The 15,403-nt window shown below is 68.8% G+C and carries 14 protein-coding genes; 8 read left to right on the forward strand and 6 right to left on the reverse strand.

Annotated features, from left to right (window positions below; all coding sequences use genetic code 11):
* Positions 1–26 precede the first annotated feature (26 nt).
* Genes ACQ1W9_RS11360 through ACQ1W9_RS11370 form a run of 3 tightly spaced genes read left to right on the forward strand, consistent with a single transcriptional unit; the run spans position 27 to position 3,257 of the window.
* Positions 27–905, forward strand: a complete 879-nt coding sequence (locus ACQ1W9_RS11360) for a hypothetical protein (RefSeq protein WP_431023472.1) — start codon at positions 27–29, stop codon at positions 903–905.
* On the forward strand, positions 898–1,854 hold the full coding sequence (locus ACQ1W9_RS11365; protein WP_346060648.1) for a GGDEF domain-containing protein: 957 nt from the start codon (positions 898–900) through the stop codon (positions 1,852–1,854). The genes ACQ1W9_RS11360 and ACQ1W9_RS11365 overlap by 8 nt, the downstream gene beginning before the upstream one ends.
* Entirely contained in the window at positions 1,851–3,257 is a 1,407-nt protein-coding gene (locus ACQ1W9_RS11370; RefSeq protein ID WP_431023473.1) for a VTT domain-containing protein, read from the forward strand. Before ACQ1W9_RS11365 ends, ACQ1W9_RS11370 begins: the two co-directional genes overlap by 4 nt.
* A gap of 68 nt (positions 3,258–3,325) precedes the next feature.
* Here ACQ1W9_RS11370 and ACQ1W9_RS11375 read toward each other — a convergent pair whose 3' ends face one another.
* The 3 genes from ACQ1W9_RS11375 to mpl form a co-directional block, all read right to left on the reverse strand.
* Positions 3,326–3,949, reverse strand: coding sequence for a LysE family translocator (locus tag ACQ1W9_RS11375; protein WP_346060650.1), 624 nt, complete (start codon positions 3,947–3,949; stop codon positions 3,326–3,328).
* Positions 3,950–4,045: 96 nt separating this feature from the next.
* The gene (locus ACQ1W9_RS11380; RefSeq protein ID WP_431023474.1) at positions 4,046–4,681 is read right to left on the reverse strand and encodes a flavin prenyltransferase UbiX; all 636 of its coding nucleotides are present in this window, start codon (positions 4,679–4,681) and stop codon (positions 4,046–4,048) included.
* Positions 4,674–6,041 (reverse strand): UDP-N-acetylmuramate:L-alanyl-gamma-D-glutamyl-meso-diaminopimelate ligase, encoded by a 1,368-nt coding sequence (mpl, locus tag ACQ1W9_RS11385; protein ID WP_431023475.1) that lies wholly within the window; start codon positions 6,039–6,041, stop codon positions 4,674–4,676. Before mpl ends, ACQ1W9_RS11380 begins: the two co-directional genes overlap by 8 nt.
* A 336-nt stretch (positions 6,042–6,377) precedes the next feature.
* Between mpl and ACQ1W9_RS11390 the strand changes: the two genes are divergently transcribed.
* The 5 genes from ACQ1W9_RS11390 to ACQ1W9_RS11410 are packed head-to-tail and all read left to right on the forward strand — an operon-like array spanning position 6,378 to position 10,289.
* Positions 6,378–7,637: a 6-phosphofructokinase gene (locus ACQ1W9_RS11390; protein ID WP_346060653.1), complete on the forward strand. Its 1,260-nt coding sequence runs from the start codon at positions 6,378–6,380 to the stop codon at positions 7,635–7,637.
* A 28-nt stretch (positions 7,638–7,665) separates the two neighbouring features.
* Entirely contained in the window at positions 7,666–8,520 is an 855-nt protein-coding gene (locus ACQ1W9_RS11395; RefSeq protein ID WP_346060654.1) for a prepilin peptidase, read from the forward strand.
* 21 nt (positions 8,521–8,541) lie between these two features.
* Positions 8,542–9,156, forward strand: coding sequence for a dephospho-CoA kinase (coaE, locus tag ACQ1W9_RS11400; RefSeq protein WP_431023476.1), 615 nt, complete (start codon positions 8,542–8,544; stop codon positions 9,154–9,156).
* 33 nt (positions 9,157–9,189) lie between these two features.
* Positions 9,190–9,417: a DNA gyrase inhibitor YacG gene (gene yacG / locus ACQ1W9_RS11405; protein WP_431023477.1), complete on the forward strand. Its 228-nt coding sequence runs from the start codon at positions 9,190–9,192 to the stop codon at positions 9,415–9,417.
* Positions 9,417–10,289, forward strand: a complete 873-nt coding sequence (locus tag ACQ1W9_RS11410) for a DNA replication terminus site-binding protein (protein WP_431023478.1) — start codon at positions 9,417–9,419, stop codon at positions 10,287–10,289. The genes yacG and ACQ1W9_RS11410 overlap by 1 nt, the downstream gene beginning before the upstream one ends.
* Positions 10,290–10,373: 84 nt before the next feature.
* On the opposite strand, the gene ACQ1W9_RS11415 is transcribed toward ACQ1W9_RS11410, so the two are convergent.
* The 3 genes from ACQ1W9_RS11415 to rpsA form a co-directional block, all read right to left on the reverse strand.
* Entirely contained in the window at positions 10,374–11,105 is a 732-nt protein-coding gene (locus ACQ1W9_RS11415; RefSeq protein ID WP_431023479.1) for a universal stress protein, read from the reverse strand.
* Entirely contained in the window at positions 11,095–13,530 is a 2,436-nt protein-coding gene (locus ACQ1W9_RS11420; protein ID WP_431023480.1) for a Lon protease family protein, read from the reverse strand. The genes ACQ1W9_RS11415 and ACQ1W9_RS11420 overlap by 11 nt, the downstream gene beginning before the upstream one ends.
* Positions 13,531–13,672: 142 nt before the next feature.
* Complete coding sequence (gene rpsA, locus ACQ1W9_RS11425) at positions 13,673–15,349, reverse strand: 30S ribosomal protein S1 (protein ID WP_346060660.1); 1,677 nt, start codon at positions 15,347–15,349, stop codon at positions 13,673–13,675.
* Positions 15,350–15,403: the final 54 nt, after the last annotated feature.

The following is a 15,403-nucleotide window of genomic DNA, read 5'->3' on the forward strand; positions in this document are numbered from 1 at the left end:
CAAGCAGGGAACCAATATAAGTCACCATGGATAGCAAGTACAAAGCCCGGTTGTTCCGCACCGCCCTGGTCGGGGGGGCGCTGCTGCTGGCCTGGCAGGCGAGCCTGGCCAGCGACACCCCCGCGGTGATCCTGCTCGGCCTCGGCGCGCTGTGGCTACTGGCCACCAGCCTGTTCCAGGAGCAGAGCCTGCGCTGGCCGGCGCTGTTGCCCTGGCAACTGGTCCCCGGCAGCCTGCTGGCGGCCCTGCTGTGGGTCGATCCCGGCCGCCATGGTGCCTGGCTATGGCTGTGGGCCATCCTGGTGATGCTGCCCCAGCCGGCCTGGTTGCTGCCCGTACAGGGCGGGCTGGCGGGGCTCAGTTGGTGGCGTATCCAGCAGGACCTGATCCCCGAGCAGGGCGTGCTGGTGGGCCTGCTGCTGGGGGCCGTGGTGCTGCTGGGGCTGGGGCGCGCCCTCTACCTGCGTCCCTTGTGGCAGGGCGTCAGTCGACGACAGCGCCTGCTGCCCGGCACCCGGCTCTGGACCCGGGAACAGCTGGTACACGATCTCTACCGGGAGCGATTGCGCTGCGAGCGCAAGGATTACCACGCCGAACTGCTATTGCTGCGGACCAAGGCCCGCCACTGCTGGCCCCTGGTACGCTGGCTGGTCGCCCACCTGGAACCGGACGAAAATGTCTATCGACTCGACCGTTGCACCCTGGCCACCCTGTTGATCAGCCGCAATGCCGACAACGGCAACCAGCGTCGCAACCTCCTGCTGAAGACGCCCCCCTGGCCGCTCAAGGCTCGCGCCATCGACCTCGGCAGTCGTCATGCTCTGAGCCTGGAGCAACGCGCCCTGGCACGCCAAGCCGAGGATCTGGTGATCCTCCCCCGACCAAGGGCCGTCGATCATGCCTAGCCTCCTGCCCGAGGAAGAGAAGCTCTGGCCCTCGCGGCTCTTCGCCCTGGTCTATGCGGCCGGCGCGGTCATGATGGCCGGCTATGCCCTGTGGCACTACCTGATGGGGGACTACGGCCTGATCCCCCTGCCGACCCTGCTCACCCTGCTGCTGGTGGGCGCCACCCTGCTGCGCCTGAGCCACCATCCCCAGCGTTATCTCTCGGCCTATCTGGTGCTGATCAGCGCCTACCTGCTGATCGCCGTGGAGGTCGCCAAGCTGGAGGGCGGTGCCGGCCTGTGGCTCGGCCTGCCGCCGGTCCTGGCCTTCCTGGTGCTGCCACCGGCCTCGGCGATCCTGCTCAATGTCCTGCTGGGCGGCCTGTGGCTGGTGCTGCTGGTCAACCCGGAGCAGGCCGGCGACCTGGCCATGGCCTATCTGGTATTGACCCTCCTGGGCGCCCTGGCCGGCGGCGAACAGGCCCGCCAGCGCGAGCTGCTGGATGCCACGCGCCCCCATGACGATAGCTGCGATGCACTGCGCGCCAGCGCCATTCGCGAGTGCCTGGCCCAGGAGTTCTTCCGTGCCCGGCGGCTCGAGCATCGCCTCAGCGTCCTGGTCATCCACCTGCCGCAGCTGGATAACCCCGGGGACGCCTTCGGCGGCCTGCCTCGCCGGCAGTGCTTGCAACGCTTCGCCGAGGTCACGCAACATAGCTGCCGCGCCCCGGACCAGTTGGGCCGCCTGAGCGACTCCCTGTTCTGGCTGCTGCTACCGGATACCGGCGAGAATGGTGCCTTGATGGTACGTCAGCGCCTGCTGGATGCCCTGGAGCGAATCACCCTGCCCGGGGGCGAAGGCCTCTCCCTGCGGGTGGCCCTGTGTGCGCCCCACGACGACGAGAGCCCGGCCACCTTCGAGCAACGACTGATGCTCAAGGCGAACCTGTTGAGGGAGTCGACCACGTGAATCTTGCCGACTGGCTCTACCAGCTCACCCCCTCCCCCGGCCTGCTGCTGCTGATCATCGGCACCATCGCCCTGCTGGAGAGCCTGGCCCTGGTGGGCCTGGTCATCCCCGGGGTGGTGCTGATCAGCGCCGCCGCCTCCCTGGCCGGCCATATGGGGCTGTCGGTCCCCTGGATCCTGTCGGCCGCCTTTATCGGGGCGGTGATCGGCGACGGCTTGAGCTTCGCCCTCGGCTATACCCAGCGCGAGCGGGTTCCTCACCTCTGGCCCTTCAGCCGCCATCCGGAGTGGCTGGCCCGGGGGGCCCGTTTCTTTCGCCGCCACGGCGCCCTGTCGGTGCTCTTCGCCCGCTTCGTGGGACCGGTGCGGCCCATCGTGCCGATGATCGCCGGCATCCTGCATATGTCGCCCTGGACCTTCACCTGGGCCAATCTGGTCTCGGCGCTGCTCTGGGCCCCCGCCTATGTGCTACCCGGCTACCTGCTGGGGCGCACCTGGCAGCAACTGCTGGCGATTCCCCCCGGGGTCCAGCAGTGGCTGCTGTGGCTGGCCATCATCGTGGTGGGAGCGGCACTCATCTTCAGTTGGCTGCGTCATCAACTGGCCCGGGAGGGGCGCCTCTATCGTGGCCTGGCCCGACTGGCTCGGGGCGGTATCGGACGCCGTCGACTCTGGCAGCTGCTGCGTGCCCCGCGCCCCCGGGGCGAAGTGCCCCTGGCGTCCCTCAGCCTGCTGATGATCGGTCTGGTCGCGCTCTGCCTGTGGAGCCTCTGGGTGCTGGAGGCCCACGGCCCCCTGCCCATGGACAGCGAGATCCATGCCCTCTTCGCCAGCCTGGACTGGGACTGGCTCGAGACCGCGGGTCAACTGCTGGCCCGGGTCGGCGACGCCTATGGGATCCTGGCCCTGACCCTGCCCTGGCTGCTGTGGCTGCTCTGGGCCCGCCACCTCTCCGCCTTCCTGCACCTCGGCCTGGGGCTGGGCGGCATCGCCGTGGCCAACACCCTCTTCAAGCACCTGGCAGGCCGCGCCCGCCCCGATACCCCGGACTACCTGACCGGCTCCCTGGCCTATCCCAGCGCCCATACCTCCACCGCCGTGGTGCTGTTCGGCCTGGCCGCCGCCTTCGCCGCCCAGGAGCTGCCGCCCCGGCACCGCGCCTGGCTCTACTGGCTGGCGATCCTGGCCTGCGTGCCCATGGCCCTGTCGCGACTGGCCATCGGCGTGCACTGGGCCAGCGACCTGGTGGGCGGTGCCCTGCTGGGGCTGGTGGCCTGCGCCCTGGTGCGCCTGAGCTACCAGCGCTTCTCCCATCGCCCCCTGAGCCCGGCCCCCTGGCCGGCGCTGGTGATCCTCAGCCTGCTATTGCTGATGGGCAGGCTGGCCTGGCTGCCGCCGGCCTGAGCCATAGGGTGTCGGCAAAGGTCGGCGAGCTCAGCCTTTCCCGGTACCCCTGGCCCCAAGAGACGGGCTTAGCCCAGCGCCAGCCAGGCGCCGACGCCGATCATCAGCACTCCCGCCAGGCGATTGAGCAGGCGGACCTTGCCGCGCTCGCCCAACAGGCGCCGGGCGCCGCGTCCGCCGCTGGCATAGAGCAGCAGGCAGGTGAATTCGATGGCCAGGATCATCGCCACCAGCACCGCCAACTGCGAGCCCAGGGGACGTCCGGCATCCAGGAAGGGGGGCAGGAGGGCGACGAAGAAGGCCCAGCCCTTGGGGTTGGCCACGGCGGTGACCAGCCCCTGGGCGAAGAGTTGACGGCGTGAGGCCCGCGGAGCCGACACTTCACCGGAGGGAATCGCCATCCGCCCCCGGGAGCGCCATAGCTGCACCCCCAGATAGGCCAGATAGGCGCCGCCCAGCCACTTGAACAGCGCGAAGGCCTCGGGGTAGCGCAGCATCAGGGTCGCCACCCCGGCGCCGGCGGCCACCGCCACCAGCCCTACCCCCAGCAGCTCACCGGCCATCATCCACAGGGTGCGCCTGACCCCCTGGGTCATGCCCAGCACCATGGCCAGGGTCATGCACAGTCCCGGAGTCAACGAGACCAGGAAAAACGTGGGTACGAACACCGACAGCTGGGCCGGACCGATCATCGCAATAACCTCCCTGTCAATTGGCTGGGCAGTGCCCCCTACCGCCGGTCGCCCCGGGTCGGTTTTTCTTCCAGCTTCAAGCTTATGGCTTCAGGCTCACGGCGAAGCCGGGCCCCCCCAACGGGGCATCAACCGGTGCTCGATGCCCAACTGATTGAGGATCCGCGCCACGATAAAGTCGATCAGGTCCTCCACCGTCTTCGGCTGGTGGTAGAAGCCCGGCGCCGCCGGCAGGATCACCGCCCCCAACCGGGTCAGGCTGAGCATATGCTCGAGATGGATCGCCGAGAGTGGCGCCTCCCGGGGCACCAGGATCAGTTGGCGACGCTCCTTGAGGGCCACATCGGCGGCGCGCTCGATCAGGTTATTGCTGGCCCCCGTGGCCACCGCCGAGAGGGTGCCGGTGGAGCAGGGGCAGATCACCATGGCCGACGGCGCCCCGGAACCCGAGGCCACCGGCGCCATCCAGTCCTCCCGAGCGAAGCAGCGGATCTGCCCGGGCCGAGCGCCACAGCGCTCGGTCAGCGCCTCGGCCAGGCGTTCGGGCTGGGCCGGCAGCCTGACCTCGGTCTCGGTGCTGATCACCAGGTGAGCGGCCTTGGAGATCATCACCCAGACCTCCCGATGGGCCGCCACCAGCGCCTCGACCAGGCGCAGGCCATACTGGGCACCGGAGGCGCCGGTCAGGGCCACGGTGACCGGGGGGCCGAAGGCGGATTCATGCTCAGCCATGGGCCATCTCCAGGGCGGCCAGCAGCTTGTCGTGGATGCCGCCGAAGCCGCCGTTGGACATCACCACGATGCGATCGCCGGGCCGCGCCTCGGCCACCAGGGCCGCCACCAGGGCCTCGATCTCCGCCTCGACCCGTGCCGGCACCGGGCTGGCCGCCACCACCTCCTCCAGCGACCAGTCGAGCCCCGCCGGCTGGTACCACCAGACCGCATCGGCCTCGGCCACGCTGTCACCGAGGCGGGCCCTGAGGCTGCCCAGGCGCATGGTATTGGAGCGTGGCTCGATCACCGCCAGCAGACGCCCGGCGTCGCCGGCGGCCCTGAGCCCGCCCAGGGTGGCGGCGATGGCGGTGGGATGGTGGGCGAAATCGTCGATCACCCGGATGCCCCCCACCTCGCCGCGCAGCTCCTGGCGCCGTCGCGGCGTTTCGAAACGCGACAGGGCCGCGGCGCCCCGGGACAGGTCCAGGCCGCACTCATGGGCGGCGGCCAGGGCCGCCAGGGCGTTGCGGGCGTTGTACTCGCCGCTCAGCGACCATTCCACCACGGCGTCCGCCTCGCCATGAATTACCCGGAAACGGCTGGCATCCGGGTGCTCGAGTACGAGTTGCCAGTCGCTGCTCTCCTCGGCGCCGAAGCGCACCACCGGGCTCCAGCGCCCCATCTCCAGCACCCGCTCCAGGGCCGGGGCGTTATCGGCCACCAGCAGGCGCCCCTTGCCGGGCACGGTACGCACCAGATGGTGGAACTGGCGCTCGATGGCGGCCAGGTCGGGGAAGATATCCGCGTGGTCATACTCCAGGTTGCCCAGCACGGCGATCTCGGGGCGGTAGTGGACGAACTTGGAGCGCTTGTCGAAGAAGGCGGTGTCGTACTCGTCGGCCTCCACCACGAAAGGCGCCCCGGGGTCGCCGAGGCGCGCCGAGACGCCGAAGTTGCGCGGCACCCCGCCGATCAGAAAGCCCGGCGCCAGCCCGGCGCTCTCCAGCAGCCAGGCGGTCAGGCTCGCCGTGGTGGTCTTGCCGTGGGTGCCCGCCACGGCGATCACCCGCCGCCCGGGCAGGACATGCTCGGCCAGCCACTGGGGGCCGGAGACATAGGGCAGGCCGGCATTCAGCACCGCCTCCACCTCCGGGTTGCCCCGGGACAGGGCGTTGCCGATCACCACCAGGTCCGGCGCCGGGGCCAGGTGCTCCGCCCGATAGCCCTCCCGCAGGGCGATCCCCGCCGCCGCGAGCTGGGTGCTCATGGGCGGGTAGACATTGGCGTCGGAGCCACTGACGTCATGCCCCAGTTCCCGCGCCAGCAGGGCCAGACTGCCCATGAAGGTGCCACAGATTCCGATGATATGCAGATGCATCCCGAGCCTCCTTGACGATGGCGGGGAGACTAGCATGGGCCCGAAATCGCCACCAGCGAGGCCGTCGACCTCACACGTCGATGGCCGAGGGGCGCTGGGGGACAGGACGGAGCGGGGTTTTTTTGCCATGGATGGCAAAAGTAGCGCCCAGGGAGGGGTTCACAGCGCCCCGCGACGGCCTACCCCCAGGGTAGCCCCCGGCCTTCGTGCACAATGCGTGCTGACTGGGATCGCCCCGCCCCAGGCAGCGGATGCAGCCAACGCCACTTTCGACTAAGATAGGCCACCGACTTTACCCCCTAATGACGATCAGCCCTCAGGAGCGAAGCTGCCCCCATGGCCACGCACAACGCCTTCTATGCCCAGTCCGGTGGCGTCACCGCCGTTATCAACGCCAGCGCCTGCGGCGTGATCGAGGCCTGCCGCCGCCACGACGACCGCATCGGCAAGGTCTACGCCGGACACAACGGCATTATCGGCGCCCTCACCGAGGACCTGATCGACGTGTCCCAGGAGTCCGACGAGGCCATCGCGGCGCTGCGCCATACCCCCGGCGGCGCCTTCGGCTCCTGCCGCTACAAGCTCAAGGATATCGAGACCCACCGCGCCCAGTACGAGCGCCTGATCGAGGTCTTCAAGGCCCACGATATCCGCTACTTCTTCTACAACGGCGGCGGCGACAGCGCCGATACCTGCCTCAAGGTCTCCCAGCTCTCCGAGAAACTCGGTTACCCGCTGACCGCCATCCACGTGCCCAAGACCGTGGACAACGACCTGCCGATCACCGACAACTCCCCCGGCTTCGGCAGCGTGGCCAAGTATATCGCCACCTCCACCCGGGAAGCGGCCCTGGATATCGCCTCCATGTGCGCCACCTCCACCAAGGTATTCGTCCTCGAGGTGATGGGTCGTCACGCCGGCTGGATCGCCGCCGCCGGCGCCCTGGCCGGTAACGGCGAGGGCGAGCCGCCCCACCTGGTGATCTTCCCCGAGGTGGCCTTCGACCGGGAAGCCGTCATGGCCCGGGTCGACGAGGCGGTGCACAAGTACGGCTACTGCGTGATCGTGGTCTCCGAGGGCGCCCATTATGGCGACGGCACCTTCCTCGCCGACTCCGGCAACACCGACGCCTTCGGCCACCGCCAACTGGGCGGCGTGGCGCCGACCCTGGCCGGCATGGTCAAGCAGGACCTGGGCTACAAGTACCACTGGGCCGTGGCCGACTACCTGCAGCGCGCCGCCCGCCATCTGGCCTCCAAGACCGACGTGGAACAGGCCTATGCGGTGGGCAAGCACGCCGTGGAACTGGCCCTGGCCGGCAAGAACGCCATGATGCCCGCCATCAAGCGCGTCTCCGATGCCCCCTATGAGTGGGCCATCGAGGCCGCCCCCCTGGCGGAGGTCGCCAACCGCGAGAAGTTCATGCCCAAGGAGTTTATCCGCGAGGATGGCTTCGGCATCACCGAGGCGTGCCGTCGCTACCTGTCGCCGCTGATCCAGGGCGAAGACTTCCCGCCCTTCGAGAACGGCCTGCCCAAGGTGGCCAAGCTCAAGCTGGCCAAGGTCGAGCGCCGCCTGCCCGACTTTACCCTCTGATTGACCCGCCAAGTTCAGGAGCCCCGCCATGCTCGCCGAGCTTCCTCCCAGCCTGTTGTGGCCCCTGGCGGCGGTGCTGGGGCTCTGCCTGGGCAGTTTCCTCAATGTGGTGATCGCCCGCCTGCCGGTGATGCTGATGCAGGGCTGGCGGGCCGAGGCCCGGGAGGCCCTGGAGCTGGAGCCGGAGGCCGGTGAGCGCATCGGCCTGGCCCGCCCCGCCTCCCGCTGCCCCGGCTGCGGCACCGCCATCGCCTGGCATGACAATATCCCCCTGTTGGGCTACCTGAAGCGGCGCGGACGCTGCGCCGACTGCGGCATGCGCATCAGCCCCCAGTATCCGCTGGTGGAGCTGGCCGGGGGGGCGCTGGCCCTGGCGGTGGTCATCCTGCATGGCGCCGACCCGGCGGCCCTCTTCCTGCTCGGTGCCTGTTTCGCGCTGCTGGCCCTGGCCGCCATCGACTTCCGCACCCAACTGCTCCCCGATGTGATCACCCTGCCGCTGCTCTGGGCGGGCCTGCTCTACCAGTTGTTGTTCCAGCCACTGATGCTCTCCAGCGCGGTGATCGGTGCCATGGCCGGCTACCTGTCGCTATGGGGCTTCTACTGGCTGTTCAAGCTGATCACCGGCAAGGAAGGCATGGGCTATGGCGACTTCAAGTTGCTGGCGGCGCTGGGGGCCTGGCTGGGCTGGCAGTTCCTGCCGCTGCTGCTGATCCTCTCCGCCGGCATCGGCGCCATCATCGGCATCCTGGTGCAACTGGCCCTGCCGCGGCTGCGCGGCGCCCCCCTGCCCTTCGGCCCCTTCCTGGCCCTGGCGGGCTGGGTGACCCTGCTGTTCGGCGCCCCGCTGCTGGCCTTCTATCAGGGCCTGACCGGGCTATAGAGCGCCCATGAGGAGACCCTAATGAGCCTGACCATCGGCGTCACCGGCGGCATCGCCTCCGGCAAGTCCACCGTGGCCCGTGCCTTCGCCGCACTCGGCATTCCCTGGGTGGATGCCGACGATATCGCTCGGGAGGTGGTGGAACCCGGTGAGCCAGCCCTGGCCGCCATCGCCGAGCGCTACGGCGAGCGGCTGCTGGATGCCCAGGGACGCCTGAATCGCCGTGCCCTGCGCGAGATCGTCTTCGCCGACCCCGAGGAGCGCCGCTGGCTGGAATCCCAGACCCATCCGCGCATCCGCGAGCGCCTGGAGGCGCGCCTGGCACAGATGGCCGCCGGCCCCGCCCCCTATCACCTGCTGGTCTCGCCGCTGCTGTTCGAGTCGGGGCAGGCGGCCCTGGTGGATCGCAGCCTGGTGATCGACGTCCCGGAGGCGGAGCAGATCCGCCGCACCGCCAACCGCGACGGCGTGGACGAGGCCCAGGCCCGGGCCATCGTCGCGGCCCAGCTGGATCGCCAGGCGCGACTGGCCCGGGCCGACGATATCATCGACAATAGCGGTGACGAGGCGGCCCTGAGGCGTCAGGTCGAGATCCTGGATCGTCGCTACCGCCGACTGGCCGGGGCATCACCCTGAACCGCCCCGCCCCCGCAAGACCGGAGTGTTCCCATGAGTCAGACCGCCCCCCTGGAAGTGCCCTGCCCCACCTGCCACAAGAAGGTGGCCTGGAGCGAGGCCAATGCCTATCGCCCCTTCTGCAGCGAGCGCTGCAAGCTGATCGATCTGGGCGCCTGGGCCGACGGCAGCCATCGCATCGCCGGCGAGCCCGCCATGGACGAGACCGAGATCGATGAGATGGTGCTGCGCGCCGAGCGTGACGCCGGCCTGGAGCCCTGATGGCCCCGGAGTACCGGTTGCTGGCCGAACTCGAGGCGGCCTTCGATCAGGTGATCGAACGCCTCGAGGCGCTGGTATCGACCTACGCCGAGGCCCCCGGCGCGGCCTGGGCCATGGGCGAGGGTGAGGTTTCCCCCCAGGCCGACGCCGACTGGCTGCGCCGCGCCCTGCTCGACTTCTGGTACCAGGATGGCCAGGACGGACGAGCCACCCGCAGCTACGTGGGCCTGGTGGCCGCCGATGAAACGCTGATAAGCGCCGTACGGGAGGCCAATGCCGCCAAATCGGCCTTTGCCGCCCTGCTGCGCCAGATCCGCGAGGAAGCGGCGGGCCTGATTCCCGAGCTCAAGGCGATACTGCCCTTTCGCCACCCGGCCCTGCATGATCACCTGCGCGGCCAGGGCCTGGCGCGGCTGCACCTGAAGCAATGTTGGCGGGCCATCCCGCTGGCCGAGGCGCCCCTGGCCCGGGTGCGCCTGGCCTGGTATCGCAGCGGCCGTTCCATCAAGCGCCTGACGGTGCGCGAGGCGGAGGCCCTGCTACTCGGCCTCGACCAGGAGGCGCCCCATGTGCGCATCCAACAGCGCCATCTGGCCGGCATCCCCGACGGCGAACCCCTGGCCCAGGTCCAGGACCAGGCGCCGCTGATGCGCGCCAACCTCTTCTATCGCGAGCCACTCCCGGACGGCCGATTGCGCCGGGCCATGAACGTGGCCCTGCCGCTCTTCGTGCCCAGCCCCGACGGCCGCCTGCCCGATTGCAATACGCCGCCGGCCTCGCCGCCGACCGCCCGCACCCGGGCCCTGCGCAGCGACGCCCGCCTGGAGAGCGAACCCTTCCTGCCCAGCCTGCGCATCTACCGCTATCGCTGACGCCCTGCCGCTCCGCCTCTCACCCTAGAGAGAGCGAGCCCTTCCTGCCCAGCCTGCGGATCTACCGCTATCGCCAGGGCTGACTCAAGGGATGACCAGCACCGGTAGGCGGATAGCCCTCAGCCAATCGGGATCCTCCGCCAGCAGCGCGGCCAGCTCATCACGCCGCAGCAACAGACCGCCCAGGCGCTCCCCGGCCAGGCGTCGGGACAGCTCCCCGGCGGGAGCCAACGGCAGCCACTGGATGCGATCGAAGAGCGGCCCCGCCCCCCACCAGTCCGGCAGTGCACTCGCCTCGGGCTCTCCCAGCACCCGCAGCGGGCCCCGCGTCATGACCAGGGCCTCATCCCAGATCAGCACCGCACAGGGCGCCTCCAGCAAAAGCCGGCGGCAGGTGGAGCCCAGGGGGCGACCCCAACGCGCCGAGAGCCCGGCCCGGCCCAGCACCAGCAGGTCGGCGGCCCGGGCCAGGCGCAGCACCTCCGCCACCACCGAGCCCTGCCCCACCTCCAGCGAATGAGTCAGCTGACGCTCGCCCAGGGCCCGGCGCAGGGCCTCGCGGATCCTCACCAGACGACAGGCCTGGGCGGAGGCCATATCGGCCAGGGAGAAGGACCGAATGGCCCCGGACACCGCCCCCACCTCACGGGTAAAGGGCAGGGCCGCGCACTGGGCCAGCTCCGGTTCCTCCACATAGAGGGCCACCAGCTCCGCGTCGCGACTGGCCGCCAGGGCCACCGCCACCGGCAAGGCGGCCAGGCTGGGTCGGGACGCATCCAGCAGGGCCAGCACCCGTAGCGGGGCCTTAGTCGTCATGGGCATCCCCCTCTTTGCCGGCCTCCTCGATACCGCCATTTCTCTCCTTGCCGGGCTCATCGGTGCCAGCGCTTCCCTGCTTGCCCTGGCGCTTCAGCGCCAGGCGGAAGCTCTCGAGCCGCGCCACCACCCGGGCATTCAGGCTGCCCTCGGGGAAATCGCCGTCGGCACCGCGCGACCCCGGGACCTGACCGGTCAGCAGCTCCAGGGCCTCATCGAGATGACCGACGGCATAGAGGAAGAAGCGCCCCTCGGCCAGCGCCTCGCGCACCTCGCCATCGAGCATCAGGTGGGGCACATTGGCCGCCGGCAGGATCACCCCCTGGCCCGCCAGCCCCGCCTCCCGACACACCGCGAAGAAGCCCTCCACCTTCTCGTTGACGCCGCCCACTGCCTGCACTTCGCCATGCTGGTTGATGGAGCCGGTCACCGCCAGGGACTGCGTCAGGGGCACGCCGGCGATCGCCGAGACCAGCACGCAGGCCTCGGCCACCGAGGCGCTGTCGCCCTCGATGCCGCCATAGGACTGCTCGAAGGCGAGGCTCGCCGAGAGCGACAAGGCCCCCCGCGGCGCATAGCGGTCGGCCAGCCAGCGAGAGAGGATCATTACCGCCTTGGTGTGGATGCGCCCGCCGAGCTTCGCCTCGCGCTCGATATCCACCACCTGCCCCGGCCCGGGACGCGCCGTGGCGGTGATGCGACTGGGCTGGCCAAAGGCGAAGCCCCCCAGCTGCAGCACCGAGAGGCCATTGACCTGACCGACCACTTCGCCGTCGGTGGCGATCATCACGGTGCCACGATGAATCCGTTCCTGGCTCAGCTCGTAGACGCGCCCGGCACGACGCCGCTGCTGGACTACCGCCTGCTCCACATGCGCACGCCGAATCACCGCCGCGTCGCCGGCCCAGTGGGCGGCCTCGGCCAGCAGGTCATCGAGGGGCCGGGCCTGGGCCATCAGGCGCTGCTGGTCTCCGGCGAGCCGTGCGGCCCGCTCGATCACCGCCGCCACCCCGGAGGGATCCAGGGGCGGCAACCCGGCGGCCCGCGCCAGGGTGGCGATCAGCCGCGCATACTCCTCCAGGAAGGCATCGTGCCAGGGCAGCTCGTCGTCGAGATCCGCCTGCACCTTGAACAGCTCCAGGAACTCCGGATCGTGCTCGCTGAGCAGGTAGTAGAAGTGCCGCTCACCGCACAGCACCACCTTGACCTCCAGGGGGATGGGCTCCGGCTCCAGGGTCACGGTGCTGATCAGGCCATAGGCCTGCTCCAGGGACTCGGTGCGAATCTCCCCGGCACGCAGCGCCCGCTTGAGGGTCTCCCAGGCGCCCGGTTGCTGGAGCAGGGCCCGGGCATCCAGCACCAGATAACCGCCGTTGGCCCGATGCAGGGCGCCGGCCCGGATCAGCGAGAAATCGGTCAGCAGGGTGCCCTGATGGACATGGTGCTCGATGCGTCCCACCAGATGCTGGTGGCTCGGCAGGCCCACCTGTACCACCGGCGCCCCCTCGCAGGGGCCGTTGTCGACCAGCAGGTTGAGCTGGCAGCGGCTGAAGATCGCCTCGGGGGGAATCTCCGGGTCCTCCGCCAGGAAGGCCTCCAGGTGCAATAACAGCGCCTCGCGGATGGCGGCGAAATGCGCTATCACCCCCGCCTGCTCCCGGTAGCGATCCTCCAGCTCCTCCAGGGGAGCGGCGATCACCGACTGCAGCATCTCCTCTTTCAGGATCTGGATCTGCTGGCGCAACTCATGGGCCAGGCGCGGCATCTGACGGATCGCCTGCTGCAGCTTGCGCTGGAGGATCTCCACCGTGCCCTCGATGCGCTCGCGGTCGTCCTTGGGCAGCTTCTCGTAGGCCTCGGGGCTCATCATGCCGTCGCCCTCGGCGGGGGCCAGGCTGAAGCCATTGGGCGTGGAGAGCAGCACGATATCGTGCTCCCTGGCCTCGCGGCGCACCGCCTCGATCAGGTCGCGCTGGCGTTCGCCCATGGCCTGCTTCAGCTCCTGGAGGCGATTCTGGTACTCGTCGCTGTCGAAGATGGCCGGTATCGCCACCCGCAGCTCCTCCACCAACTGCTCGATATCGCCCCGCAATACCCGTCCCATGCCTGCCGGCAAGCGCAGTTGGCGGGGCGTGGAGGGATCATCGAAGTTGTGCAGATAGCAGCAGTCCGGCGGCGCCTTCCCCTCGGCCGCCCGGGCCTCCAGGTAGGGCAGCACCAGCTGGCGGGCCAGATGCTCCGCCTCGCCCAGGACGAAGAGGTTGAACCCCCGCGGGCGCATGGCCGCGCCGAAATCCAGCGCCTCGCTGGCGCGGCGATGCCCGCTCAGGGGGTCCAGTGGAACCAGCTCCGCGGTGGACTGAAACGCGAACCGCGACTCGGGACAGGCCCGAAAGACCCGCGCCACCTCCAGGGGTTGCAGCATGAGACGCCTCCTTGGTTATTCGCTGAGTATGGAATACCCGGGACGACGGCGCCTTGATGGGCATCAAACGCCCAGACACGAAAACGCCGCCCCGGAGGGCGGCGTTTCGTCAAGCCAGAGTGGCTGGGACAAGCGCTAGGGCTTAGTCCTGACCCATCTGCTGCTTGATCAGGTCGCCGATGGTGGTCGGACCACCCGCGTCGACGTCCTGCTCGCGCAGCTTCTTGAGGTTCTGGCGAGTATCTTCCTGATCCTTGGCCTTGATGGACAGGTTGATCTGACGGTTCTTGCGGTCGACACCGATGATACGGGCCTCGACGCTGTCACCCTCGCTCAGGGCGTTGCGGGCATCCTCGACGCGATCGGCGCTGATCTCGGAGGCCTTGAGCACCGCCACCACATCGGTGGCCAGCTCGACCTGAGCTTCCTTGGCATCGACCTCGACCACGCGGCCGGTGACGATGGAGCCCTTGTCGTTGACCGCCAGGAACTCGGCGACCGGATCGGTATCCAGCTGCTTGATGCCCAGGGAGATGCGCTCGCGCTCCGGATCGATGGAGAGGATCACGGCCTCGGCCTCGTCGCCCTTCTTGAAGGAGCGCACGGCCTCTTCGCCGGACTCGGTCCAGGAGATGTCGGAGAGGTGCACCAGGCCATCGATGCCGCCTTCCAGGCCGATGAAGATACCGAAGTCGGTGATCGACTTGATGGTACCGGCCACACGGTCGCCCTTGTTGTAACGGCCGCTGAAGTCTTCCCACGGGTTGGTGGTGCACTGCTTGATACCCAGGGAGATACGACGACGCTCCTCGTCGATATCCAGCACCATGACACCCACTTCGTCGCCGATGTTGACGACCTTGGACGGGTGGATGTTCTTGTTGGTCCAGTCCATTTCGGAGACGTGGACCAGGCCCTCGACGCCCTCTTCCAGCTCGGCGAAGCAGCCGTAGTCGGTGAGGTTGGTGACGCGGGCGGTGACCCGGGTGTTCTCCGGGTAACGATCCTTGATGTTGACCCAGGGATCTTCGCCCAGCTGCTTGAGGCCCAGGGAGACGCGGTTGCGCTCGCGGTCGAACTTCAGCACCTTGACATTGATCTCGTCGCCCACGGCAACGATTTCGGACGGATGCTTGATGCGCTTCCAGGCCATGTCGGTGATGTGCAGCAGGCCGTCGACGCCACCCAGGTCCACGAAGGCACCATAGTCGGTGAGGTTCTTGACGATACCCTTGATCTGCTGGCCTTCCTGGAGGGTGGCGAGCAGGGCTTCACGCTCGGCGCTGTTCTCGGCTTCGAGCACGGCACGGCGGGAAACGACGACGTTGTTGCGCTTCGGATCGAGCTTGATGACCTTGAAGTCGAGCTCTTTGTTCTCCAGGTGAGCGGTATCGCGCACCGGGCGAACGTCGACCAGGGAACCCGGCAGGAAGGCGCGGATGGAGGCGACGTCGACGGTGAAACCACCCTTGACCTTGCCGTTAATCACGCCCTTGACGATCTCGTCCTTCTCGAAGGCGGCTTCCAGTTCCTTCCACGCTTCGGCGCGCTTGGCCTTCTCGCGGGACAGGCGGGTTTCGCCGAAGCCATCCTCGACGGCTTCCAGGGCGACCTTGACTTCGTCGCCGATGGCGATGGTCAGTTCACCATTCTCGTCGCGGAACTGCGCGGCGGGGATCTGACCTTCGGACTTCAGGCCGGCATTGACGGTGATCCAGTCACCTTCGATGTCGACGACGGAGGCCAGGACGATGGCGCCCGGCTCCATGTTGATGTCCTGGAGTGACTGTTCAAACAGTTCGGCAAAGCTTTCGCTCATGATGTTCCTACGTGATCAACGGGTTAGCGGGGTTACCGCTCTCTCCGCACCACC

It is taken from the genome of Halomonas sp. H5 (assembly GCF_050613175.1).
In the GTDB taxonomy this organism is placed as follows: Bacteria; Pseudomonadota; Gammaproteobacteria; order Pseudomonadales; family Halomonadaceae; genus Bisbaumannia; species Bisbaumannia salifodinae.